Source organism: Pseudotamlana haliotis (assembly GCF_008806375.1).
GTDB classification, from domain to species: domain Bacteria; phylum Bacteroidota; class Bacteroidia; order Flavobacteriales; family Flavobacteriaceae; genus Pseudotamlana; species Pseudotamlana haliotis.
The window spans coordinates 143,343-169,409 of sequence record NZ_WAAT01000037.1 but is presented as its reverse complement, the minus strand read 5'-3'; the positions used below and the strand labels follow the sequence as shown (position 1 = coordinate 169,409).

The following is a 26,067-nucleotide window of genomic DNA, read 5'->3' as shown; positions in this document are numbered from 1 at the left end:
CAAATCTAAAAGGTTTCTAGTATGTTAATTAATAGCTTGTACAACTGCTTTTGGAGCCTCTTTACGAGAACCATCAAAACCATCAACACCAGAAACTGTAGTATACTTTAAAATGTTTTTCTTCCCTGGGTGTATAATTTTATATGCTGCTTGACACATGATCGTAGCCTCATGAAAACCACACAGTATTAATTTTAATTTTCCTGGATAGAAATTACCATCACCAATAGCAAATATCCCTGGAATATTCGTTTGATAATCTAAAGCATTATTAACCTTAATAGCATTTTTTTCAATTTCTAATCCCCAGTTAGCGATAGGTCCTAATTTAGGTGACAACCCAAATAAAGGTATAAAGTGATCTGTTTCTAAAGCAAAAGGCTCTTCTCCTTTTTTTGTAACTTCAATAGCTTCAACTTTACCATCTCCTAAGATATTTGTAACCTCAGCAGGTGTAATCAAATTAATTTTACCAGCATCTTTAAGTTCTTGAACTTTTTCAACAGAATCTAAATGTCCTCTAAATTCATTACGTCTATGTATAAGGGTCACACTTTTTGCTACATCAGCTAAAAATATAGACCAATCTAAAGCAGAATCTCCACCACCAGCAATGATTACGTTTTTATCACGATACACCTCTGGTTCTTTAATCATATACTCAACACCTTTGTCTTCATATTGAGCCAGGCTCTCTAGTTGTGGTTTTCTAGGCTCAAAACTACCTAAACCACTAGCAATAGCTACGACTTTAGCGTGATGTTGTGTCCCTTTATTTGTAGTCACTATAAAAGTACCGTCCTCTTGCTTTTCAACCGTATCTGCACGTTCACCTAAAGTGAAGCCAGGTTCAAATTGTTTTGCCTGCTCGAGTAAGTTTTTAGTTAAATCTCCAGCTAAAATTTCAGGAAATCCTGGAATATCATAAATTGGTTTTTTAGGATATAATTCTGAACACTGTCCACCTGGTTGAGGCAACGCATCAATTAAATAGCATTTCAGTTTTAATAATCCAGCTTCGAATACTGTAAATAGTCCTGTTGGCCCCGCGCCAATTATTAGTATATCTGTTTCAATCATTGTATGGTACTTTTACTTATTTTTCAATTAATCCTTTGGTGAATTCATTCAGTTTCTCAACTTTTTGTTCAAAATCACCTTTTATTGTTTTTCTATATTCATTTAGGTTCTGCACGAGGTCGTCTACATTTTCAGGAATCACATCCTCAAAAAACTGACGTAAACGCTTGGCTGTAGTTGGCGATTTTCCGTTTGTTGAAATCGCTACTTTCACGTTTCCTTTGGTTACAATACCCCCCATATAAAAATCGCAATACGGTGGATTATCGGCAACATTCACCAAAAGACTCCTCTTTCTACAGTGTTTATGAACTTTAATATTTACCTTAGGCTTATTGGTGGTTGCCACCACAATATGTTTGCCCTTTAAATATTTTTTCTTGTACTTATCTTCTATTAACGTAACATTTCCTGTTTTGGCTAAGGCTACGGTATCTTCTCTAAACATTTTAGAGACCATAGTCACATTGGCATTGGGACTTGATTTCAGAAGAAAGGTTAATTTCTCTTCGGCCACATAACCACCGCCAACTATAAGTATATTTAAACTTTTAGTTTTAAGGAAAATGGGATATAAATTATTTCTTTCCATACCCTATTCTTCTTGAACTTCAGAACAAATTGAACTTAAAACAGCACGTTCTTTAACCACATTACCAATCACAATAATAGCTGGAGATGACAGGCCTTTTTCAGCAACAACCTGGTGAATCGTTCCAATAGTTCCTATACCTACATTTTGATTGTCTCGTGTTCCGTTTTGAACAATAGCTATGGACATATCTTGTTTATTTTCAGCAGAAAAAATCTTTACAATCTCATCCAACTTACTCATACCCATTAAAATCACCACAGTAGCAGTTGACTTAGCCGCTAAGGCCACATCACCTGATATTTGATGTTTTTTGGTAGTCCCCGTAATCACCCAAAAGCTTTCTGAAGCCCCACGTTTTGTTAATGGAATTCCTTGATAAGCCGGAGCCGCTATAGAAGAAGATATACCTGGTACCACATAAGTTTCTAAACCAAATGGTCTCACATAATCAATCTCTTCAGCACCACGACCAAAAATAAAGGGGTCACCACCTTTTAAACGTACAACATGTCCTTTTTCCTTCGCTTTGGCAACAATCAAATCGTTTATTTGCTCTTGTTGAAATGCGTAACACCCCTTGCGCTTCCCTACAAAAATAAGTTCGGCATCTTTTGAAGCATACTTCAGTAAGGCTTCATTAATAAGTGCATCGTACAGGATAACATCGGCAGACTCAATCGCTTTAATTGCTTTAAGCGTGATTAAGTCTTCGTCGCCCGGACCAGCACCTACAACCGTTAATATGGGTGTTTTTATCTTCATTTATTAAATTTATATTGCTTTTAAACTATTAAGCAACGGTTTCTGATTCTCTGAATGCTCTTACCTTAGTTAAAAACGCGTTAGCATTTTCAATATATTTTGCAGCAAAATCTTCAGTTGGTGCAAATTTATTGATTTGGTAGATCAATTCAGAAAAAGTAGATCCTAAATTAATTTTTTCTGTTTCTACAAATAAGGCATCAAAATCTTTAATGATACCCGCATGTGTATTTGTTTTCTTGTTCTCAGCTAATAATAACGCTTTCGCTGAATTTACTAAAGACTGGTATGCGTAATAAATAGCCCCTGAATACACTTTGTTTTCAAATGATTCTTTCGCATTATCTATTTTCTCTTCACTTTCTAAGAATAAAGTTGCGATTAAATCAATCACTACACCAGCACACTCACCAACTCCAATTTCTTTAACATACTCTTCATTAGTTCCCCAGTCGATAAAATCTTCTGGTTTTAAATCACTAACATCTTGTAGATCTTGTAAGAAATCGTAGAAATACTTTTGTCCTTTTTCTTTATAATAATCTACATAAGATTTTCCACCTGCATTAGCCTCATAATCATCAAGCACACGTCTTAAAGCTTCTGGACCTCTTTTACTAGGTACTTTTACTACTTTATCGGCAAAAACACCGTTTCCATCACCTATGTTACCACCACCTAATAATACTTGTAAAGCAGGCGCTACTAATTTATCTGGCGTACGAACAGACATCCCTTGGAATCCAATATTGGCCATGTTGTGTTGTCCACAAGCATTCATACAACCACTAATCTTAATCACTAAATCTTCATTTTTAAGATATTGTGGATACTCTGCTTTAATCACACGTTCTAACTCGTCAGCTATTCCTGTACTACTTGCAATACCTAAATTACAAGTATCGGTTCCAGGACAAGCTGTAATATCTACGGCTTTATTATATCCCGCTTCCACGAAACCAAGTTTTTCTAATTCTTGGTAGAAAAGTGGTAATAATTCTTCCTTTACAAAAGGAATAACAATATTCTGACGTAACGTCAAGCGTACTTCTCCCGCAGCATATTTATCGACTAAATCAGCTAATAAACGTGCTTTATCCGTATAAAAATCACCTAATAAAACTTTGATTCCGATCGCTACATAACCTTCCTGTTTTTGAGGAATAAGGTTTGTAGATTTCCATAATTCAAAAGCTTCTTGATCTTTAATGCTTACTTCTGGCACTTCAACCGAAACAGGTTTTGAAGGTACATAAGCATCAGCATCAATAGCTACGCTTTTAAATTCGATGGCTTTTTGTTCTTCAGTAATTAATTCTTTAAAAGCTTCTAAACCAATATCTTTTAATAAGAATTTCATACGTGCTTTGGCACGACTTTTACGCTCACCATAACGATCAAAAATTCTTAAGATCCCTTCCATGATTGGAATGATTTTATCAGTTTCAACAAAATCATACAGCACATCAGCATGACGTGGCTGAGAACCTAATCCACCAGCTACAACAACTTTAAATCCACGTACGCCATTTTGTACTTTGGCGATATAACCGATATCATGTAAATAAGACAAGCCTGTATCTTCATCAGTTGAAGAGAAAGACACTTTAAATTTACGTCCCATTTCTTGACAAATTGGATTACGTAAAAAGAATTTATAAAGCGCATCGGCATAAGGTGATACATCAAAAGGTTCTTTAACATCGATTCCAGCCGTTTCAGAAGCCGTTACGTTTCTTACTACGTTACCACAAGCTTCACGAACCGTTACTTCATCTTTTTCAAGTTCAGCCCATAACTCTGGCGTTCTATTCAAATCTACATAGTGGATTTGAATATCCTGACGCGTAGTAATGTGTAAACGACCACGAGAATACTCATCGGAAACCTCAGAGATTCTTCTTAACTGATTCGTTTTAAGTTTCCCGTAAGGCACTTTAATACGAATCATTTGCACGCCTTCTTGACGCTGACCGTAAACCCCACGGGCTAAACGGAGACTTCTAAATTTTTCCTCATCAATTTTACCATTGTTAAAAAGCTCAATTTTATTGGCTAATTCAATGATATCCTTTTCTACAATTGGATTCTCTATTTCTGATCTAAATGTTTGCATGATATGCCCCTCCTAACCTCCCCGTGAGGGGAGGAATTCTTACTCGGGTAGTGCAAGAATATTGTTGTTAAATGCCCCTCCTAATCTCCCCATAATGGAGAAATAATTACTCTAGAGGAGCAAACTCGTTTTATTTTTCAACACTTTACAAAATTTAAATTTTTGTAAGGCTGTTTGGTTTTTTTCACAACCTAGTTAATTCCCCCTTCGGGGGCTAGGGGGCTTCCTTACTGGATAAATCCAGCACCCACCGTATTATTGGTTTGCGGATCGATTAAAATAAAAGAACCGTTCGTTCTGTGGTTTTTAAACTGATCGTAAAAAATTGGTTTGTTCAATTTAAAAGTTACCGAAGCAATATCATTTACGCCTAAAGACGTAGCACCTTCTTCGATTCCAGAATAATCAGGGTGAATTTTATGATTGATTTTATCAACCTTTGCTAATACTTTATTCACACCATGTTGTACTAAGTACTTTCCACCTGCTGTTAAGTTAGAAGCATCCATCCAACATACATTAGCAGTAAATTGCTTTTCAATAGTTGGAAGATCATCAGCCTTGACAATCATGTCTCCACGACTTACATTGATATCATTTTCTAAAGTAATGGTCACTGATGAACGTCTTGAAGCCGTTTCATACTTCTCATCGTAGAAATAGATATCTTTAATTTTCGATTTTGTTTGTGATGGTAAAACAACAATATCATCTCCAACACTTAGGTTTCCACCGTAAACTTTCCCGGCGTATCCTCTAAAATCGTGAAATTCTTCTGTTTTAGGACGAACCACATACTGTACAGGAAAACGTGGTGTACCAACATTAAAAATATCTGACTTATCTAACTCTTCTAAATGCTCTAATAAAGTTTGACCTTTATACCAAGACATTTTATCAGTCTTATTTACAACATTATCACCTTTTAAAGCACTAACAGGAATAAATGTGATGTTCTGATCTTGATAATCTCTCTTCCCCATTAATTCTGAAAAATCAGCTTTAATTTGGTTATAAGTTTCTTCAGAGTAATCAACTAAATCCATTTTGTTAATCGCGACAACAACATCTTTAATTCTTAATAAATTATTGATGAAAAAGTGACGGTTAGTTTGCTCAATCACTCCTTTTCTAGCATCAATTAAGATGATAGAAGCCTGTGATGTTGAAGCTCCCGTTACCATGTTACGTGTATATTCTACGTGACCAGGCGTATCGGCGATGATATAACTTTTCTTTTTAGTTGAGAAATAGATATGCGCCACATCAATGGTGATCCCTTGTTCTCTTTCTGCAACTAAACCATCAGTAGCTAATGAAAAATCTAAGTAATCATAACCACGTTGCTTACTTGTTTTTTCAATAGCCTCTAACTTATCTGTTGTCAATGATTTTGTATCGTAAAGAATACGTCCGATTAACGTACTTTTTCCATCATCTACACTTCCTGCTGTTGCAATTTTTAATACTTCCATAATGAAGCCCCTCCTAACCTCCCCTTGGGAAGGAATCCTTACTCGGGCGTAGTAAGAATATTGTTATTATTTTTTACTTAATATCGATACTTGTAATGGTATCAATTATAAGTTTTTTGTTTAATCTTTTTTATTCGCAAACTTGCTCATTCCCCCTTCGGGGGCTAGGGGGCTTCTTTCTAGAAATACCCTTGTTGTTTACGTTTTTCCATCGCTGCTTCTGATCGCTTATCATCGATACGAGCACCACGTTCTGAAATGGTTGAATCTCTAATTTCTTCTACAACTTTAGAAATGGTTGAAGCTTCAGATAAAACGGCTGCTGTACAACTCATATCACCCACGGTTCTAAAACGTACCATTTCTTCAATCACTTGCTCATGGTCATCTCTGTAAACCACCTCATCTTCTGCAGACCAAATCATACCGTCTCTTAAAAAGACTTTACGTTTGTGTGCAAAATAGATTGAAGGGATTTCAATATTTTCTTGTTCGATATACGACCACACGTCTAATTCTGTCCAGTTAGAAATAGGGAACACACGTACATTCTGACCGTGTTCAATATCACCATTCAACATATCAAACAACTCAGGACGTTGGTTCTTTTCATCCCATTGTCCGAAATCATCACGTACAGAAAAAATACGTTCTTTAGCTCTTGCTTTTTCTTCATCACGACGCGCGCCACCAATACATGCATCAAACTTGAATTCTTCAATAGCATCTAAAAGCGTGGTAGTTTGCAACATATTTCGACTTGCATAACGGCCAGACTCTTCTTTCACCTTTCCTTCATCAATAGAATCCTGAACGTTTCTTACAATCAACTCTAAACCTAACTCTTCACACAAACGATCTCTAAATTCTATCGTTTCTGGAAAGTTATGCCCCGTATCGATATGCATTAATGGAAAAGGTACTTTTGCAGGGTAAAATGCTTTAACCGCTAGACGTACTAGGGTGATCGAATCTTTTCCTCCTGAAAATAATAACACAGGTTTTTCAAACTGTGCCGCTACTTCTCTCATAATATATATCGCTTCGTTTTCTAGCGAGTTTATATTTGATGTGTCTTTTTTCATAATTAAAAGCCCCCTAACCCCCGAAGGGGGAACTCTTACTCGGGCGGGTTAAGAGTTTTGTTATTATTAATTTATTTTTTTACTAGCCAGTTCAACTGCAAACTGTGACTGTGACTGTGACTGAAAACTAAACTAGGCGTGTAAACCACACTCTCTATTTTCTAATGCTTTTGTAGGGTCGAAATATTTAAATTCGTTTGGCAAATTATTATCTTTTAAATAGCCATCTAATTTTTCATCAGACCAATAGTAAAACGGACTCACTTTTAAAACGCCATCTTTACTTAAACTAAAAATGCCGATACTATTTCTAAAGGCTGTTTGCCCCTGACGTAAATTTGTAAACCAAACCTTAGGTTTGTGTTCAGCCATAGCACGTGCAAACGGTTCTAACTTTACTTGCTCTGTAAATAATGCGTGTTCTGGCGCATTTACAGAAGGGATTCCCATAACCACATCACGATGTGCCGAAGTTTGTTTTGGCACATATAAAAACACGTTTAAAGCCAAATCTTTAATTACTTGTTCAGCATGTCTGTAAGTTTGTGGTGTATTATATCCTGTATCACACCAAACCACAGGAAGCTCAGACTTTACCGTACTTACCGCATGTAAAATAGCCGCTTCGTATGGTCTAAAATTAGTTGTAACTACCGCTTCATCATTAAGCGCTATGGCTTTTTTAATGATTTCTGCTGGCGCAGCATCTTTATATGCTTCGTTTAAGGCTTCTATTTGATTTTCTGTAAACATAATTCTTTCTTTATTTTCCCCATTTAATAGAATTCCATGCTCTTTCATGGAAAAAATACAATACCATTTTAGTTACTAATTCAATTCCTCCAATAGAAAAAGCTAAATCTAACTTCCCTGTTACTAAGTAAGAAATTACAATAGTATCTAAAGTACCTATAGTTCTCCAGCTAAGTGATTTCACAACACTTCTAATCGGCTTTTCACTAGTACTATCCTCTTTGTATGTAGACTTTTCTTTATTTTTAATTAACATCTGCGCAATCATTTGTTCATGTGTTATATTATTCCTATCAATTTAGTAGGGATTACAAAAGTAATACATTTTAGCACATAATAAAGTAATTTTCAAACTTTTTAGCATATCGGAATTTTTATAGAGATAAGCCTTAATTTTTATAAGGAAAAGGAAGATATATTAAGAATTTTTCACCCTTTTGGATGAGACAAATCGGCTAACGTCGTATTTCTGAACACATTAAGTGTACTATCACGCACTTGAAGCATCAATTTATTGACACTACAAAGTTCTTCATCCACACAGTCATCACACTTTTCGTAGTAATTTAAGCTCACACAAGGTACCATAGCAATAGGACCTTCCAAAACACGCATTACATCAGTCATTAAGATATCTTCTGGGGTTTCTCTTAAATAATAACCGCCGTGTTTTCCTTTCTTAGAGCCTAAAATACCCGCTTTACGAAGCGTTAATAAAATACTTTCTAAAAATTTTTGAGGAATTTGTTCTTGTTTGGCTATTTCAGCAACCTGCAGTGGCAAATCGCCTTCACTTCTGGCAATAAAGGTGAGTGCCTTTAATCCGTATTTTGTTTTCTTAGATAACATCCCGCTAAGATAGCCTTTTTATTAAAGTGCTAAAATGAAAAAACACCATAGAAAAGAATTCTACGGTGTTTTGTTATCTTAATGAATCGCTGTGACTCAGTAATTAATAGGTTGTATGTGATTTTTCTAATGCATAGAAAGTAGCTTGTACATAATCATCAGCATCACCTGAATTATTTTGATTATACACACCAGCTTTAAAATACATATACTGTCCAGAAACATTAAAACCACTATTTGTCATGTCTACGGTTTTTATCACATCAGCTTTGCCTTCTCTAGAGATAGTCACTGTTAATAAATCACCTTGCACATTAATGGTATAGCTAAATTTCTCACCTAGTGCGATACCATCGGTAGGGTTAGAAGCACTGTTACTTCTAGAACCGATCATCTCATGCCATTGCTCATCGCCATTACCATCGGTTGGTTCGTGCGCAAAATAAATAGATCCTAAGTCATTATTTTTTAATTTCCTGTAGTAGATACGCACAGGCTCATCATCATTAGCGTGAATCTGACCTACAATGACACGACCAATATGACTATTACTCCCAGTAGTTGATACATGGTTTACCGCTAATGTTGCAGTCATTTCACCGTCAAAACCAGCAGCTGCTTTTTTATCAGCTTCTGGCGCTGTACCAAACACCCAGTTGTTTTTGTTCACACCTTGTGTCTTTATACTAGTGTTCGTACCACGCAACATTTCACGAAGTTCCACACGGGTATATTTTGTGTTTTCAGAAGTTTTTGGCCCACTATTCGGACATTTAAAAACCATACCACCGTCATCGGCAGTATAGAAAAAGGCCGAAGTTTCAAAATCATCATTCAACGCAGCAACACCTACAGTAAGCGCGTTTCCTTCACCATTGTCTATAGGAATACTTAAATTCCAGGTTGATAAATCAAAATTTTCAGAAGGGGCTTTTGCTGGGTCCAGTTCGCCATCATTTTCAGGTTCCGGCTCTGGCTCTGGTTCAGGTTCAGGCTCTGGTTCAGGCTTAGGGTCAGTTGGTATTTCTTGCTCAACATCCTCCACATCATCGCTTGAACTGCAACTATAAGTTGTAAAACTTAGAAATAAAACAATAAATAAATATGGTAGTCTCTTCATAAATAGCGCTTTTTAAAATTAAATTAACGCGCTACAAAGATACTTATAACTGGTTAACCAGTTTCTCAATATTCTGTTAAATCTCAAAACTGAGCACCACTTAACCGATTTATCTTCAATAATAACGGTTAATATTTAAACAAATACTAGTTTTCTTAACTCAAGAAAGTAACATCATAAACCAAAAAAAAAATACCTTTACAAACCAATAGTAAAGGTATTTATAAGATTTAAAATAAACTTCAAACCTTTGGTTTAGCCGAACCTAAACCTGAATTAGTAACAAAAAACTAACAAATTAAAATTAATGCCTAGGCAGTCTCTCTTAAGAATTCTTCTTTTATTTGAGCAATCCATGTTGTTAAACGATCATCTGTAAGTTGCGATTCATTATCATGATCTAAAGCTAGTCCATAAAACAAATCCTTCTGCTCGTCAACGATAGCAACCGAATCGGTAAACCGATAGCCTTCAGTTGGCCAATACCCAACAACTTTTCCGCCTTTTTCTAAAACCACTTTCGCCAATAAGCCAATGCCATCAACAAAATATTCAGCATAACCAATTTGATCACCCAAACCGTAAATCGCCACAACTTTATTGCTAAAATCTATCGTTTGGAAATCATCGAAAAATTCCTCCCAATCACTTTGTAAGTCACCATCATACCAAGTGGATAAGCCAAATAACAGCATTTGATACTGCTCTAAATCATCAACCGTCGCATCACCAACTTCCATCACCTCCAAATTATCATCTGCCCAAAAGCTGATTAAATCTCGTGTAATATCATCTGTTACACCAGAGTCCGAACCGTAAAACACACCTATCTTATCATTCATACTTCACACTTTATAAAGATTTCTATTACAAAGTTAAATATTATTTTTATTTATTCTAAATAAAAATAATTAATATATTTGAAAAAATTAAATTCATGTACCTCCTAGAACCCCTCCACAGCAATTTTATAGGTCAAACTTTTGTGTTAAGAAGTTTGGAAAGAAAAACTAGAAAAATACAATTGCAAGTCGCAGACATTGCCATAATACTGAGTATACCCTAATTAAAAAACTTAATCGAGGTCATTTCATCCTACAAAACCAAAAATCATTGCGACTGTGAGAAATGCAACAACGAAGACCATTTACAACCTATAAAATGCACAACAACATACAGCGAAGTCGTATTCAGAATAAAAAAAGACCGCGTTAATCAATTTGAAGCCTTGTTAAGCGAAACCTTATTTAATTTTGAAACACACGATTTACTAGAAGTAAACAATATTAAAATATAGTGCAAAAAAAAGCCCTCACAAACCAGTTGTAAGGGCCAATACTACAGTATTATAATCTCTTAAATATTTTCTAGTGCTTGTTCAATATCAGCAATCACATCATCAACATGTTCTAAACCAACTGACACACGTACTAATCCATCTGTAATTCCTGCAGCAGCCTTCACTTCTGGCTCTACTTTAGCATGAGTTGTACTCGCTGGGTGGGTTACAATAGTTCTAGTATCTCCTAAGTTGGCAGACAACGAACACATTTTAATCGAGTCAAAAAAGGCTTGACCACCTTTAATTCCGCCTTCGACTTCAAAAGCGATAATATTTCCACCCAATTTCATTTGCTTTTTAGCCACTTCATATTGTGGATGCGATTTCAAGAAAGGATACTTCACCCAAGTCACTTTAGGGTGTCCTTCTAGAAAAGTTGCTAGTTTTAAAGCATTTTCACAGTGCTTATCGGTTCTTACCGCTAAAGTCTCTAAAGATTTAGATAACACCCAAGCATTAAAAGCACTCATTGCAGGCCCTGTAAGTCTCGAAAACAAGTAAATTTCACGAATCAATTCCTTATTACCAACCGTAACACCACCAAGCACACGGCCTTGACCGTCCATTAATTTGGTAGCCGAATGAATGACTAAATCGGCACCATGTTTAATTGGATTTTGTAAATACGGCGTCGCAAAGCAATTATCAATCACTAACAACAAACCGTGTTTTTTACAAATCGCGCTCAATAAATCTAAGTCTAAAACATCCACACCAGGGTTAGTAGGCGTTTCAGCATAAATAAACTTCGTATTTGGTTTGATTAAGCTTTCAATCTTATCAACTTCATTTACATTGAAATACGAATACTCAATATTCCATTTCGGAAAATATTTGGTAAACAAACCATGAGTTGCGCCAAAAACCGAACTACAAGACACCACATGGTCTCCGGCATCCAGCAAAGTTCCAAAAGTTGAAAACACCGCTGCCATACCACTCGCGAAGGCAAAACCTGCCTCTGCGCCTTCCATCAAGCACACCTTATCAACAAATTCATTGACATTCGGGTTGCTGTAACGGCTGTATAAATCGCGTTGCTTCTCTTCTGCAAACGAGGCTCTCATTTCCTCAGCATCGTCAAAAACAAAGCCTGATGTTAAGTACAAAGGCACTGAGTGTTCTGAGAATTGAGACGTTTCTGTCTGCGTTCTTACTGCTAAAGTTTCAAATTTCTTGTTATTGCTCATAGTTCATTATAATAATTCTTATTCTGGCATTCCCCTATCGGGTCGGGCTTTATGCTCTATCTGCCTGACGGCAGGCAGTTTTTTTTCGCCTTTTAAAGAGGCAAAAAAAGGATGCCGCTTCAATCCCTAATGCGCTTATCTACAAAGTTAGTTTTTTATAACCCAGCTTAATGTTTATCTAGTTAACCTTTGATATTTTCTAAACCTACTTTGGACTTATATTTTTTACACTTCTTGAGATTCCCGCCTTCTCGGGAATTTTAGTTTATATGTTTAGACAATCTTAATATATCACCAAATACACCTCTAGCCGTTACTTCGGCACCTGCTCCAGCACCCTGAATCACGATAGGCTGTTCGCCGTAAGATTCTGTGAAAATTTCAAAAATGGCATCAGAACCTTTAACATGTCCTAAAGTACTATCTTCTGGAATAGATACCAATTTCACTTCTAGTTTTCCTTTATCTTGAGACAAATCGCCCGATAAATCACCTACATAACGTAAAACGTGATCAGGTTTCTGATTGTCTTTCAACTTTTGGTATTCTTCATCTAAAACATCCAGTTGTTTTAAAAATTCTTCTACCGAAATATCACGATACTGCTCAGGAATTAAATTCTGAACTTCAACATCTTCAAACTCATTATGCAAATCTAACTCTCTTGCTAGAATTAACAATTTTCTAGCCACATCATTTCCTGAGAAATCCTCACGCGGATCTGGTTCTGTAAACCCTTTGTCAATCGTTTCCTGAATGATTTCGCTAAAAGGCTTGTCTTCCACAGAAAAATTATTAAATAAATAACTCAAAGTTCCAGAAAACACCCCACGAATTCTAGTGATATTCTCACCCGATTCATGTAATAATTTAATAGTATCAATTAAAGGTAAACCTGCCCCAACCGTAGTTTCGTATAAATATTGCTTATTGTTTTCATGCAACTCAACACGTAAGTCTTTGTAAAATTTATGTGATACGGTATTTGCTACTTTATTTGAAGACACCAGGTCGAAACCGGCTTCAACTAAAGGCACGTAATTTTCATAAAAATTCGGGCTTGCCGTATTATCAACTGCTATTAAATTCTCTAAATGATGTCTTTTCGCGAAAGCGATAATGTCTGGAAGCGAACTTGCATGATCGGTTGTTTTAATATCATCTTCCCAGGTTAATTCCACACCATCTTTATTTAACAATTGCTTTTTAGAATTGGCAATGGCAAAAATATTGAGGTTAATCCCTTTACGAGATTCAATATCACCTTTCGATTTTAAAATCTGATTGATTAAAGCACCACCAACACCACCATGACCAAAAACAGCAATGTTTATCTTTTTTGAAATCCCGAAAACCTCACCGTGAATCACGTTTACGGCTTTGTGAAGCTGGTCTTTTTTAACCACCAAACTCACATTCTTTCCAGTAACCGTATTGTTAAATAACAATGGTGTAATTTGGTTTTTAATAAGCGCGTTAAAGGGTTTATGGAATGAACTTAACTCAATTCCCACAATAGAAATCACTGTCACATCATCAACCACATCAATTTTATTCACATCTTGCGAATAGAAATCACCTTCAAACTCACGTTCTAAAGCAATCACCGCTTGTGTTGCTTGGTCTGAATCAATAATTAACCCAATACCACGTTCTGATGAACCTTGCGATACAATGCTCACACTAATGCCGTAATTACTTAATGCTTTAAATATTCTGGCATCCACACCAATTTTACCTAGCAACCCACGGCCTTCAAAATTTAAAAGCGCCACATTATCTAAAACCGATAAAGAGGTCACCTCTTTTGTGCTTGGTCTAGCCGTAATTAAAGTCCCTTCATCATCTGGATTAAAGGTATTTAATATACGAAGGCTGATATTTTTCTCCACTAAAGGAATAATGGTTTTAGCGTGTAAAACCGAGGTTCCAAAGTTAGCTAACTCATTCGCTTCACTAAAGGACAACTCTCTAATTTGCTGCGCATCAGCAACCATGTTTGGATCGGCCGTATAAATACCGTTCACATGCGTGTAATTCTGAAGCTCTTCAGCATCTAAAAAATTCGCGATTAAAGCGGCTGTATAGTTGCTTCCGTTTCTTCCTAAAGTCGTCGTTTCATTCTTTAAGTTGGAGGCTATAAAACCAGTAACCACATTTACGGTATCTTTATGCTTTTTGAAATAAGCCTGTGTGTTTTCTTTGGATAATTTCGATAAAGGCTGTGCATTTCCAAATACCTCATCGGTTTTAATAAGCTCACGAGAATCGGTGGCATTAGCCTTAATACCGCGCTCATTTAAAATACCAGTAATTAACTTCACCGAAATCAATTCGCCTTGCGCTAAAATATTATCCTTGGTTTTACTGCTGTAATCTCCCAACAAACTCACCCCTTCAAAAAGTTTGTCTAAGGTTGAAAACTCCTGGGTAAAATCAACGTCTTTAGAAGGCGCGCTTTGGTAAGCTTTAAAGGCTTCTAAATCTTCTTTATAAGGCTTCCCTTTTAAGGCTTTGTTTAAAATAACTTCTAAATCATCGGTCGCGGTGCCTCTTGCAGAAACCACTACACTAATGCGTTCGCCTGCAGCAACTTTATTTTCTATTATGGAAAGTACGGTATTTAAACCTTCTCCGTTTGCTAAAGATTTACCTCCAAATTTTAATACTTTCATTCTTTTTCTTTTAGAATTTGGCACAAAAATGCCTTCTATTATTTTTTCCAATTGGTCATACTCCATTAGAAAGGCATCATGACCGTGCACGGAATTAATTTCGTTATATGTGACATTATGATGTGTTAATGCCAGTTGTTTTTGAGTTTCTCTGTTTTCTTCAGCCGTAAAAAACAAATCAGAATCTACACCTATAATATGGATATTGGCTTCTATGTTTTCTAAAACATTAAAATTCTCAGTGCGCCCTTTGGTCACATCAATGGTTTTAAGCAGCTGATTCATCAATTTATAAGCCGAAAGCTGAAAACGTTCCTGCAGCTTATCGCCGTGATGTAGCAACCAACTTTCCACATTGAAAATCTCTAAATCGTCATTTTTAGAACGCTGAAAACGCTCTTTAAACGACTCTGGTGTACGGTAGCACAGCATGGCATGCATACGCGCATCGTGCACTGGGTGCTTAGAATTCAACAAAAACTGTTCTTGAATTTGGCAGTTGGCAATGAGCCAGTCTGTAGATTTCCAATCGGTTGCAACCACAACTAAATGTTCGGTCAAATCGGGCTTTATTACCGCCATTTCCCATGAAATACCGCCACCTAGCGAACCACCAACTACAGCAAATAATTTTCCTGTGTTTAATTCTTCTAGGCCTATTAAAAATATTCTAGCAATATCTCGCGCTACAAAATCTTTGTAATTATCAATCACAAAGCCATCGTAGCCATTCCCCGGAATGTTAAAAGCTAAAACGGTGTAAAGCTTGGTATCAATAACTTTATCGTCTCCAATTAAATCGCTCCACCAGCCGCCGTTTCCAGCCACATGACTATTCCCCGTAAGTGCATGATTAACCAAAACAACAGGGGCTTCACCAATAGGTTTACCAAAAACTTGATAACTTAAATTGATTTCTGAATTAAGCGTTTGATTTTCCGTTAGGAAATCTTTAATGATGATATGTTGCAATGATTGCTCCAAATTATTCTTCTTTTTTACTTTAAACTAAATAAAAAGTCAAAATACACGATTGTAAACCGTGTGCTTAATAGAAAAATGTTATAAAGAATTTAGAAACTACAGAAAGTAATTTCGTTTCGTTATCTATCCAATCAAGGGTAGAATTTAGCACCTTCTTTACTGGTAAAGGGTTGCTAAGGCTTCATTGGGTCTAATCCCTCTGCCTTTCTTGATAACATTTCAGTAAGTTTTTGAACTTTATGAATGCAAATATTCGTTCAGAAAAAGTTAATATCCAAATTTTTTAGCGGTTATTTTTAAAATTCAAAATAATTAATGAATTATCTCACAAACTAACGCAACCTTATTAAATTTAACGCATCTCCTAAAAAAACCAAACAAATGACACAAAAAGTCCAACTTAGTTTCGCTTTTTTAGCCTTAATTTTAGCTTTCAATTGTAGCAAAAATAACGACGCAGACATTGAAACATCGATACTAGGAAGCTGGCAGGAAACCGGAGGTTACACTAGTGCAGGAGGCCCTCAATTTTATGTTGAAGATGAAAACGGAGAAACCATAACTTTTTCTGAGGACGGCTCCTTTACCTCTAACGCTTACCCAGAATGCAGTACAGGCACATATACTTTAAATGAAAATGATTTAAAACTAACATATGATTGTGAAGATTTTACTTCCCAATTTCAAAACCCTGAAGGCGATGTAACATACAAAATCACCTTTAAACCTGGATATTTCCTTCTCGAATCTACAGTACTTATTTGCACAGATGGCTGCAGTTCTAAATATATAAAACTTCCTTAACAACCTAAATAAAATCGTCCTTTACGATATAGCACGATTCTCCATTAATACAAACTTATTTCTAATGACCTCGCCAATAGGTTTATTTTCAATTTTAGATTCTAACCAAGAAATAATATCTAAATATAAAAAAGCACGACTTTGGTAAGGATCATCTTCAAATTCCTTTAATTTCTTGTGAAGTTTAATGAATTCATTTTTCACCTCATGCGGATAAATATCACCCAAGCCACGTAAAAACTTAATGAACTCTTTTTGCACCTCATATAAATCTTCCATTTTAATTAAGAACTTATAGGTGCTTTTTATTAAGATATCAAGGTTGTAGTCTAAACCAGCTTCATAGTGGGCTACAAGATTTAAAATTCTTGAAAAACACAATAAATCTTCACGCATTTGAAGTGATTTATTGCTTATTATTTTCTCTAAATAATAAATACATTTTCTGTTATCACCAGCACCAAAATAGACGCTCGCTACCTTATAATAAAACACCATAATATGATGTTCATCAATGCGGTCTTTATAATTTTTTAAACGTTCTAAAACCTCATCAACTAAAGGTAGGCCTTCCTTAAAACTTCCTTCTATGAAATGCAGGTTGAACTTATTATTATAAATAAATAAAAAGGTTAAACCTTCAATATTATCATCTACAGGAAACCATTTTTCTTTAGTGATGTCTTCAAAACGTATTAATGCGGCTTTAAATTTCTTGTAATGTCTTAGGTAATAAAGTGATTCTAACAAATAGTTATTCCCTTTAAGGAAAAACACCGGATTTAAAAGAATCATATCCTTATTCTCATAAAATAACTCCACCCATTTTCTAGAGTATTTATAACAAGCCAAAAAGTCCTGGGTTAAAAAGCTATACCAAAGTCTAGATTTATAAAGCCATAATTTCTCACGAAAGCCTAGTTCACTAATGTGAAATTGAGGCAATCTAGCATTAAAATAGTCGGTAATTCTCTTCGTTTCGGCTTCGTTTTTAACATAACCTGTTTTTAAAAACTGACCATATAACTGAAGAGATAAATTAGAAAGCTTACTCGCTAATACATTTTGACGACTTAACTCCTTAGCTTCAATCGATAATTGATCGGCCCTGTTGTTCATACTGCGCGTGATGTATTGCGATTCTATGACTTTTTCAAGATCAACAATCTCATATGCAGCATTCTTTTCTTCATTAGCAATTGCTAAATTCTTGGCTTTATCGAGAATTTTTAAACTCTGCTTATATAAACCCTTATGATAAAGAATGGTCGCAAAATCTAACTGTTCGCGAATTTGAATACGCACATCTTGATGCGATGGGTTTAGACGTAAACTGATTAAGATTTGCTTATAAAGGTGCGCTTTTAAATTCGATAATTGTTGTTTCTTAACAATGCCTTTTTTTAGAATCACGGCCTCATCATAAGTGGTTAACTTATCCAAAATATTGAACAACATTAAAAACTTAGAATCTTCATTCACCCCCAAACGGCCTACGTAAAGCTTAAATTGGCGTTTTTCAGATTTGGATAAGGACTTAATTAAAACAAATAAATTATCTTTTTGATCTCTTGTCATAGTTACAAAAACAGATGTAATTTTCTGTTTTACAGCATTTTAACTGTTATATCAATGTGTTTAACATCGTAAAAAACAAATGTAGAACTGAATTTTTACAAAACCAAAATATACATTCGTAAAACAATACGAAAATATATTTTAATAAATGTCTGATAATAAAGTCCAAATTTTTGATACAACGCTTAGAGACGGCGAGCAGGTCCCTGGCTGTAAACTGAATACTGAACAAAAAATAATCATTGCTGAACAGCTGGATTTTTTAGGTGTTGACATTATTGAAGCTGGTTTCCCAGTGTCTAGCCCTGGAGATTTTAAATCGGTTGTAGAGATTACTAAAATTGTAAAAAATGCTACAGTTTGTGGTTTAACACGTGCCGTAGAAAATGATATTAAAGTTGCTGGTGAGGCCTTAAAACTGGCTAAAACCGGACGTATTCATACAGGTATTGGAACCTCAGAATCTCATATTAAATATAAATTCAATTCTACTCAAGATGCTATTATAGAACGCGCGGTAAAAGCCGTTTCTTATGCTAAGACTTTTGTAGAAGATGTTGAGTTTTATGCTGAAGATGCTGGAAGAACCGATAACGAATACCTTGCACGTATTTGTGAAGCTGCGATTAAAGCCGGAGCTACAGTCTTAAACATCCCTGACACCACAGGTTACTGTTTACCAAGTGAATACGGTGCTAAAATCAAGTACTTAAAAGAAAATGTAAAAGGCATTGAAAAAGCGATTATTTCATGCCACTGTCATAATGATTTAGGGTTAGCGACTGCTAATTCTATTGAAGGCGTTATCAATGGTGCGCGTCAAATTGAGTGTACTATTAACGGTATTGGAGAGCGCGCAGGAAACACTGCCCTTGAAGAGGTAGTTATGATCATGAAGCAACACCCTTACCTAAACTTAGACACAGGAATTAAAACTGAAATGCTTTATGGTTTGAGCCAATTGGTTTCAGATAGTATGGGTATTTACACGCAACCAAACAAAGCGATTGTTGGTGCTAATGCTTTTGCACATAGTTCTGGAATTCATCAAGATGGTATGATTAAAAACCGTGAAACTTATGAAATCATGGACCCTAAAGATGTTGGTGTTACCGAATCTGCTATTGTATTAACAGCACGTTCTGGTAGAGCTGCCTTAGCTTATAGAGCTAAAAAAGTGGGTTATGAACTTACAAAAATTCAATTGGATGAAATTTACAACCTCTTTTTAGATTATGCAGATAAAAAGAAAGAAGTTGATGATGATGACATCCATAAAATAATAGAAAGCAGTAAAGCTTACAAAGAAATTATTTCTGCTTAACTTAGTAGCAACGTTGTTGTTATCGCTTTCGCGGAAGTATTCACTATAAAAAAGTAAGATATGAAGTTAAATATTGGCGTTTTACCCGGAGATGGCATTGGACCAGAAGTTACAGCTCAAGCCGTTAAGGTACTGAAAGCTATTGCCATGGAATTTAATCATGTTTTTACTTTTGAAAAGGCTTTAGTTGGTGGTGTAGCTATTGAAAAGACAGGTACAGCTTTACCTGATGAAACGGTTGAAATCTGTAAAAGAGCGGATGCGGTTTTATTTGGTGCAATAGGTAACACAAAATATGATGAAGATCCTGATGCTGAAGTACGCCCGGAACAAGGTCTATTAGGGCTGCGTAAAGCTTTAGGCTTACATACTAATATCAGACCCGTAATTGCTTATGAAGATTTATTAAACAAATCTTCTTTAAAAGTAAAAGCGATTAAGGATACCAATTTAGTGATTTACAGAGAATTAACCGGTGGTATTTATTTCGGAAAAAGACATCTTAGTGACGATGGCAACACCGCTTCCGATGTTTGTGAATACCAACGTTTTGAAATAGAACGCATTGCTCACGCTGCTTTTAAAGCCGCTCAATCTAGAAAACGCAAATTAACCTTAGTTGATAAAGCGAATGTGCTTGAAAGCTCTAGACTTTGGCGACGCGTCGTTAAAGACATTGCCAAGCAGTATTCTGATGTAAAAATAGAATACACCTATATTGATAATGCCGCGATGGACTTAATCATCAACCCGAAACAGTTTGATGTGATTTTAACTGAAAACATGTTTGGAGATATTCTTTCGGAAGAAGCTAGCGTTATTGTAGGTTCTATCGGCTTATTAGCCTCAGCGTCTATTGGTGACGAGCACGTGATGTTTGAGCCTATTCACGGAGCTTATACTAAGGCCGCTAACAAAGGTATTGCAAACCCTATTGCTTCTATTTTATCGGCAGCTATGTTGTTAGACCATTTCGGATTAGATGAAGAAGCTAACCGCGTGAGAGAAGGTGTAGATAAGTCTTTAAAATTACATATCACCACACCAGATTTGAACAATAAATATGATCATATCAGTACAACAAAAGTGGGTGATTTTATTGAAGATTTCATTCACAATCCTGACGAGACCAATCTAAACTTTACTAATATACATTTAGGGCAATCCACGATTATTTAATTATTTGAGTTAGTCAACAAACCAATTAAACTAAACTAGAAAGTCCTTAAAAGCGTATCTAACCGATACGCTTTTTTAATGGATTGCGGACACCCCAGTGATGCCCTCACAAGGGTATATTGTTTCGTTTATTTAATACGCACAGCTTGGGTTGTAAACGACAGGCCTTGCTGTCCAACGGTTGAATTCATAACGCCATCAAATAGCGGTTCTGAACAGTTGTGAGGAATTTTCCAATCAAAGATAAAATTAGAACCCGTGCCACCTGTGGTATCAACTTCGTCGATTATGATTTCAGCAGTTTCTAGAGGCGCTAAAAAAATAGTATGATCAAAGTAGGTTCTCACTAATTTGCCATGGGTATCGTAGTAATTTGCTTTTTCAATATAAATAGTATCTTCTGTACTGGTATTTCTTAAACTCACCATAGCGGTTAAATTATGCGTTTTCTTTTCAGAAATGCTATAAATTTGAGAGTATATCGAAAGGTATGATTGACCTGACTCAAGGCTGTCCTTTTTACTAATATCAATAGCCCGTTTTGACCAGTTTTCAGGGTGAATTGAACTCATCGGCTTTTGCTCATTACAAGCCAATAAACTAAAAAATAGTACGATGATAAGCAGGTTTCGCTTCATAAATCCAAAGGAAATAAAATGATAATACTGATTGTTATGATATAAAAGCGTTGAGTCTCCTAAATTTAGACGTTCAATTTCGCCTTTAAATTTTCGATTTCAGTATCCTTATCATCAATACTCATTTTATAGTACTTTAAACTACTTACCAAGTAAATGAGTACGAAAATACTTTGTATTTCCACGGTGTTAAAATCAAATTCAACACTGAACTTATTTAAAACCCATAGAACTAAAAATCCAAAAATTGAGACAAGTGAAATAACTTTTAATGCTTTTTTCATATATGAAGGTTTTCTATTTGGTTAAACGCCAATTTACAAAATAAAAATTACACAAATTCTTAAATTATTTTCAACTGGAGTAAGTCCATTTAGTGGCTTGCTAAGCTGTTAAAGTAATTAAGCTCTAAATCTAATCTAAGTACTTTATCCAGGAAACTTATCGCGAATTTTATCTAAACATAAGTTATGAATACTTCCGGCATGAGTATGCTTCTTAGAGGTATCTGGAATATAAGTGCCATCTTGAACTTGCCCGCCAATTTTTTGGTAAGCCTCTCTAAAGGTTTGACCTTCTACCACTAAAGTATTGATATTATCAACGGTAAATAAATATTTGTATTTATCATCGTTAATATCGATATCCTTCACGATAATTTGTTCAATCGAGTAATTAAAAATATCAAGGATATCTTTCATTTCTTCAAAAGCTGCAATGATATTTTCTTTTAACAACTGAAAATCGCGGTGGTAACCACTTGGCAAGTTATTCGTTATCAAAATCATTTCACCTTGTAAAGCCTGAATTTTGTTACACTTACCACGAATTAACTCAAAAACATCTGGATTTTTCTTGTGTGGCATGATGCTGCTTCCTGTTGTTAATTCATCTGGAAAAGATATAAACCCGAAATTCTGGCTCATATACAAACAAGTATCCATAGCAAAACGCGCTAAAGTATTAGCTAAACTTCCTAGAGCGGCTGCAATGGTACGTTCATTTTTACCACGTCCCATTTGAGCTGCAACCACGTTGTATTTCATGGTGGCAAAATCCATTTCTTGAGTTGTAACATCACGGTCAATTGGGAACGAACTTCCGTAACCAGCTGCAGAGCCTAAAGGATTTTGATCTACTGTCTTGATGGCGGCATCTAGTAAAAACACATCGTCAATCATTAATTCTGCGTAAGCCGAAAACCATAATCCGAAAGAAGATGGCATGGCCACTTGTAAATGTGTATAACCAGGAAGCACTTTGTCTTTATAAGTTTCAGCTTGTTTTAAAAGCGTATCAAAAAGTGTTTTAGCTTTAGATTTTACTACGGCCAATTCTTCTTTAAAATACAGATGAAGCGCGACTAAAACTTGATCATTTCTAGAACGTGCGGTGTGTATTTTTTTACCCACATCGCCTAAAGCTTTGGTCAATTCAAATTCTATTTTAGAGTGCACATCTTCAAACTGGGCATCGATAACAAAAGTACCGTCTTCAATCTGGTTGGCTAAAACCTGAAGTCCAGAAAGTAATTTTTCTAATTCAATTTCAGAAAGAATACCAATTTTTTGAAGCATAATCGCATGCGCACGCGATGCGATTACATCATATTTTGCAATGTGAATATCTATTTCTCTATCGTTACCTACTGTAAATTGTTCGATTTTTTTATCGATTGATATGCCTTTATCCCAGAGTTTCATTTTTAAAAATGTTTATGTGTTGAATCGTTGAATTGTTTATACGATAGCACGATTTAACAATTCAATATATATTTTAATACCTTCTTCTATTTCGTTGATGTAAATGAATTCATCTGCTGAATGCGAACGCGTGCTATCCCCTGGTCCTAATTTTAAGGACTTACAGGTTAAAACCGCCTGATCTGATAAGGTTGGTGAACCATAAGTTGATCGCCCCATGGCAATACCTTCTTGAACCAAAGCATGATCCATTGGAATGGATGATGAGTTTAAACGTAAACTACGCGGTGTAATGCTAGTTACCGGCGCATTTTTTTGTAAAATCTCGGCTATTTCAGCATTGCTATATGCATCGTTCACACGAACATCAATAACCAAATCCACATGACCAGGCACTACATTATGTTGTGTTCCAGCATTAATTTGAGTGACTGTTAATTTTACATCGCCTAAAGCTTCAGAGCTCTTGTCGAATTTTAAATCCTTAAACCATTGTAACGCCTCAATACAATTATAAATCGCGTTATTATCATTTGGATGCGCAGCGTGACTAGGCGTCCCTGAAATCACGGCATCAAAAACAACTAAGCCTTTTTCGGCCACGGCCAAATTCATCAGGGTTGGTTCGCCTACAATAGCCACATCAACCTTCGGAATGATAGGAAGCATACTATTCAGTCCGTTTGGACCACTGCTTTCTTCTTCCGCGGAAGCGACCATTACTAAATTGTATTTTAAGTTTTCTTGCTTATAATAGTATACAAAAGTTGCCAAAAGCGACACCAAGCAACCTCCAGCATCATTACTTCCTAAACCGTATAATTTACCGTCTTCAACAATGGCCTTGAACGGATCTTTAGTGTAAGCCGAATTCGGTTTTACCGTATCGTGATGTGAGTTCAATAACAAGGTTGGTTTGCTTTCATCAAAATGCTTATTAAGCGCCCAAATATTGTTTTTTGTACGTGTAAAATCTATATTGTGTTCTGTAAACCAGCCTTCAATAAGTGCTGCTGTATGCTCCTCTTCTGAAGAAAAAGACTGCGTTTCAATTAGCTTTTTTAATAAAGCTATGGCCTTGTTTGTTAGCTGTTCTATCATAAAAATAAGGTGGTAAACTTTTGCTCTTTATTACTTATAATGGTTGGATTCCCGATAAAAACACGAGAAACGCCTTCACTGATCGCGTGATAACAATTTTCTAGTTTTGGAAGCATCCCATCATGAAAAACACCTTTGTGTTTTAAGATTTCATAAGTTCCAGAATCCATGAAATCGATCACCGAATCGTCATCATCAACTTCCATAAGCACACCGTTTTTCTCAAAACAATACACCAATTCCACTTTATATAAGTTGGATAACCCAATAGCTAATTCTGAAGCAATCGTATCTGCATTGGTGTTGAAAAGTTGTCCGTTTTCATCATGGGTAATCGCGCAAAATACAGGTGTAAAATCAGCTTGCATTAATTTATCAATGCTTTTATAATTCACCTTTTTTACGTCACCAACAAAACCATAATCGATGTCTTTTACCGGACGTTTTTTAGAGGCGATGCTATTAATATCAGCCCCCGTTAAACCAATGGCGTCTGTGTTTAAACCTTGTAACTGCGCTACAATGTTTTTATTTACCAATCCGCCATAAACCATTGTAATCACTTCTAGGGTTTCGGCGTCAGTCACACGTCTACCGTTTATCATATTAGATTCAATACCCAATTTTGAAGCGATGTGTGTGGCACGTTTTCCACCACCGTGTACTAATATTTTTTTGCCTTCCAATTTAGAGAATCCCTCTAAAAAAGATGCTAAAGCGTCTTTATCTTCAATAACGTTTCCGCCAACTTTTACTACCGATAATTTCTCTTTAGCCATTTTCTAATATTTTTTTAAGCACCAATTGTGCTGCATAGGTTCTATTGTTGGCTTGCTGAATCACTAAAGAACTGTCACTATCTAAAACCGCATCTTCCACAATTACATTACGTCTTACTGGTAGGCAGTGCATGAATTTAGCGTCGCCTAGCTTTTCTTTGGTAATCATCCAACTTGGGTCTGTGTTTAAAACTTTCCCATAATCGTCATACGAACTCCAGTTTTTCACATAAACAAAATCAGCGTCTTTAAGGGCTTCTTCTTGATTATGAATTATTGGGGTGTCTTTAGTGATTTCTGGACTCAAATCATATCCTTCAGGATTTGTAATCACAAAATCAACATCCATTTTCTGCATGGCTTGTGTAAAGCTGTTTCCAACCGCGTGAGGCAGTGCTTTAACGTGAGGTGCCCAACTTAAAACCACTTTAGGTTTTGATGTTTTGGCGTGTTCAGAAATGGTCAAAGCATCAGTTAACCCTTGTAGCGGGTGTCCTGTAGCACTTTCCATGTTTACAACAGGTACTGAAGCATACTCTACAAAAGCTTTTAAAACCTGTTCGCTTTCATCTTTAGCCTTATCGGTTAAGGTTGGAAAGGCTCTTACGGCGATAATATCACAATACTGAGACACTACTGCTGCAGCTTCTTTAATATGTTCGGCAGTGTTACCATTCATAACAGTTCCATCACCAAACTCGATACCCCAAGCATCACCAGAAACATTCATTACGATAGGATTCATACCCAAGTTTAAAGCGGCTTTTTGCGTGCTTAAACGGGTACGTAAACTCGAGTTAAAGAACAATAGTCCTAAGGTTTTGTCCTGCCCTAGGGCTTTATGTTTTAGAGGGTTTTCTTTTATTTCTTTTGCTTCGGAAATCCAAGTGTCGATGTTGTCGATATCGTTTATGGATGTATAATTTTTCATCTGA

22 protein-coding genes and 1 riboswitch are annotated in these 26,067 nt (G+C 35.8%); of the genes, 3 read left to right on the top strand and 19 right to left on the bottom strand.

Translation table 11 applies throughout. The annotated features are described in order from the left end of the window. Window positions 1–24: 24 nt before the first annotated feature. The 13 genes from F6U93_RS06990 to thrA form a co-directional block, all read right to left on the bottom strand. Complete coding sequence (locus F6U93_RS06990) at window positions 25–1,080, bottom strand: NAD(P)/FAD-dependent oxidoreductase (protein WP_150938217.1); 1,056 nt, start codon at window positions 1,078–1,080, stop codon at window positions 25–27. 16 nt (window positions 1,081–1,096) lie between these two features. Then, window positions 1,097–1,672, bottom strand: a complete 576-nt coding sequence (locus tag F6U93_RS06985; RefSeq protein WP_150938215.1) for a precorrin-2 dehydrogenase/sirohydrochlorin ferrochelatase family protein — start codon at window positions 1,670–1,672, stop codon at window positions 1,097–1,099. Between the two features lie 3 nt (window positions 1,673–1,675). Further along, window positions 1,676–2,437 carry a uroporphyrinogen-III C-methyltransferase gene (gene cobA, locus F6U93_RS06980; protein WP_150938213.1) on the bottom strand — a complete coding sequence of 254 codons (762 nt, stop codon included), beginning with the start codon at window positions 2,435–2,437 and terminating at the stop codon, window positions 1,676–1,678. A gap of 28 nt (window positions 2,438–2,465) precedes the next feature. Beyond that, window positions 2,466–4,553 carry a HEPN domain-containing protein gene (locus tag F6U93_RS06975; RefSeq protein WP_150938211.1) on the bottom strand — a complete coding sequence of 696 codons (2,088 nt, stop codon included), beginning with the start codon at window positions 4,551–4,553 and terminating at the stop codon, window positions 2,466–2,468. A 227-nt stretch (window positions 4,554–4,780) separates the two neighbouring features. Next, on the bottom strand, window positions 4,781–6,028 hold the full coding sequence (locus F6U93_RS06970; RefSeq protein ID WP_150938209.1) for a sulfate adenylyltransferase subunit 1: 1,248 nt from the start codon (window positions 6,026–6,028) through the stop codon (window positions 4,781–4,783). 179 nt (window positions 6,029–6,207) lie between these two features. Further along, window positions 6,208–7,113 carry a sulfate adenylyltransferase subunit CysD gene (gene cysD / locus F6U93_RS06965; protein WP_150938207.1) on the bottom strand — a complete coding sequence of 302 codons (906 nt, stop codon included), beginning with the start codon at window positions 7,111–7,113 and terminating at the stop codon, window positions 6,208–6,210. Between the two features lie 132 nt (window positions 7,114–7,245). After that, complete coding sequence (locus F6U93_RS06960; protein WP_150938205.1) at window positions 7,246–7,866, bottom strand: phosphoadenosine phosphosulfate reductase domain-containing protein; 621 nt, start codon at window positions 7,864–7,866, stop codon at window positions 7,246–7,248. Window positions 7,867–7,876: 10 nt separating this feature from the next. Beyond that, window positions 7,877–8,134 (bottom strand): DUF2061 domain-containing protein, encoded by a 258-nt coding sequence (locus tag F6U93_RS06955; RefSeq protein ID WP_150938202.1) that lies wholly within the window; start codon window positions 8,132–8,134, stop codon window positions 7,877–7,879. 161 nt (window positions 8,135–8,295) lie between these two features. After that, window positions 8,296–8,715, bottom strand: coding sequence for an RrF2 family transcriptional regulator (locus F6U93_RS06950; RefSeq protein ID WP_150938199.1), 420 nt, complete (start codon window positions 8,713–8,715; stop codon window positions 8,296–8,298). Between the two features lie 103 nt (window positions 8,716–8,818). After that, a complete protein-coding gene (locus F6U93_RS06945) occupies window positions 8,819–9,835 on the bottom strand; it encodes a polysaccharide lyase family 7 protein (protein WP_150938197.1) in 1,017 nt (338 codons plus the stop codon). A gap of 311 nt (window positions 9,836–10,146) precedes the next feature. After that, the gene (locus tag F6U93_RS06940) at window positions 10,147–10,677 is read right to left on the bottom strand and encodes a flavodoxin (RefSeq protein WP_150938195.1); all 531 of its coding nucleotides are present in this window, start codon (window positions 10,675–10,677) and stop codon (window positions 10,147–10,149) included. A 514-nt stretch (window positions 10,678–11,191) separates the two neighbouring features. After that, window positions 11,192–12,367, bottom strand: coding sequence for a trans-sulfuration enzyme family protein (locus F6U93_RS06935; protein ID WP_150938193.1), 1,176 nt, complete (start codon window positions 12,365–12,367; stop codon window positions 11,192–11,194). A gap of 260 nt (window positions 12,368–12,627) precedes the next feature. Next, on the bottom strand, window positions 12,628–16,026 hold the full coding sequence (gene thrA, locus F6U93_RS06930) for a bifunctional aspartate kinase/homoserine dehydrogenase I (RefSeq protein ID WP_150938192.1): 3,399 nt from the start codon (window positions 16,024–16,026) through the stop codon (window positions 12,628–12,630). A 116-nt stretch (window positions 16,027–16,142) separates the two neighbouring features. Beyond that, a riboswitch (SAM riboswitch) is annotated at window positions 16,143–16,244 on the bottom strand. 163 nt (window positions 16,245–16,407) lie between these two features. Here thrA and F6U93_RS06925 point away from each other — a divergent pair. After that, the gene (locus F6U93_RS06925) at window positions 16,408–16,830 is read left to right on the top strand and encodes a lipocalin family protein (RefSeq protein WP_150938189.1); all 423 of its coding nucleotides are present in this window, start codon (window positions 16,408–16,410) and stop codon (window positions 16,828–16,830) included. A gap of 21 nt (window positions 16,831–16,851) precedes the next feature. Here F6U93_RS06925 and F6U93_RS06920 read toward each other — a convergent pair whose 3' ends face one another. Next, window positions 16,852–18,408 carry a hypothetical protein gene (locus F6U93_RS06920; RefSeq protein WP_150938187.1) on the bottom strand — a complete coding sequence of 519 codons (1,557 nt, stop codon included), beginning with the start codon at window positions 18,406–18,408 and terminating at the stop codon, window positions 16,852–16,854. Between the two features lie 148 nt (window positions 18,409–18,556). Here F6U93_RS06920 and F6U93_RS06915 point away from each other — a divergent pair, with 148 nt between their 5' ends. Together F6U93_RS06915 and leuB are read left to right on the top strand one after the other, a co-directional pair. Next, complete coding sequence (locus F6U93_RS06915) at window positions 18,557–19,732, top strand: 2-isopropylmalate synthase (protein WP_150938185.1); 1,176 nt, start codon at window positions 18,557–18,559, stop codon at window positions 19,730–19,732. 60 nt (window positions 19,733–19,792) lie between these two features. Next, window positions 19,793–20,911, top strand: coding sequence for a 3-isopropylmalate dehydrogenase (gene leuB, locus F6U93_RS06910; protein ID WP_150938183.1), 1,119 nt, complete (start codon window positions 19,793–19,795; stop codon window positions 20,909–20,911). 128 nt (window positions 20,912–21,039) lie between these two features. Here leuB and F6U93_RS06905 read toward each other — a convergent pair whose 3' ends face one another. The 5 genes from F6U93_RS06905 to F6U93_RS06885 all read right to left on the bottom strand — a co-directional run bounded on the left by F6U93_RS06905 (window position 21,040) and on the right by F6U93_RS06885 (window position 26,063). Then, window positions 21,040–21,549 (bottom strand): DUF3124 domain-containing protein, encoded by a 510-nt coding sequence (locus F6U93_RS06905; protein ID WP_150938181.1) that lies wholly within the window; start codon window positions 21,547–21,549, stop codon window positions 21,040–21,042. Window positions 21,550–21,977: 428 nt separating this feature from the next. Next, window positions 21,978–23,252 carry an argininosuccinate lyase gene (gene argH / locus F6U93_RS06900; protein WP_150938179.1) on the bottom strand — a complete coding sequence of 425 codons (1,275 nt, stop codon included), beginning with the start codon at window positions 23,250–23,252 and terminating at the stop codon, window positions 21,978–21,980. Between the two features lie 36 nt (window positions 23,253–23,288). Continuing rightward, window positions 23,289–24,353, bottom strand: coding sequence for a M20 family metallo-hydrolase (locus F6U93_RS06895; protein ID WP_150938177.1), 1,065 nt, complete (start codon window positions 24,351–24,353; stop codon window positions 23,289–23,291). Next, on the bottom strand, window positions 24,350–25,132 hold the full coding sequence (argB, locus tag F6U93_RS06890; RefSeq protein WP_150938175.1) for an acetylglutamate kinase: 783 nt from the start codon (window positions 25,130–25,132) through the stop codon (window positions 24,350–24,352). Before argB ends, F6U93_RS06895 begins: the two co-directional genes overlap by 4 nt. After that, complete coding sequence (locus tag F6U93_RS06885) at window positions 25,125–26,063, bottom strand: N-acetylornithine carbamoyltransferase (protein ID WP_150938173.1); 939 nt, start codon at window positions 26,061–26,063, stop codon at window positions 25,125–25,127. The genes argB and F6U93_RS06885 overlap by 8 nt, the downstream gene beginning before the upstream one ends. Between the last annotated feature and the right edge of the window lie 4 nt (window positions 26,064–26,067).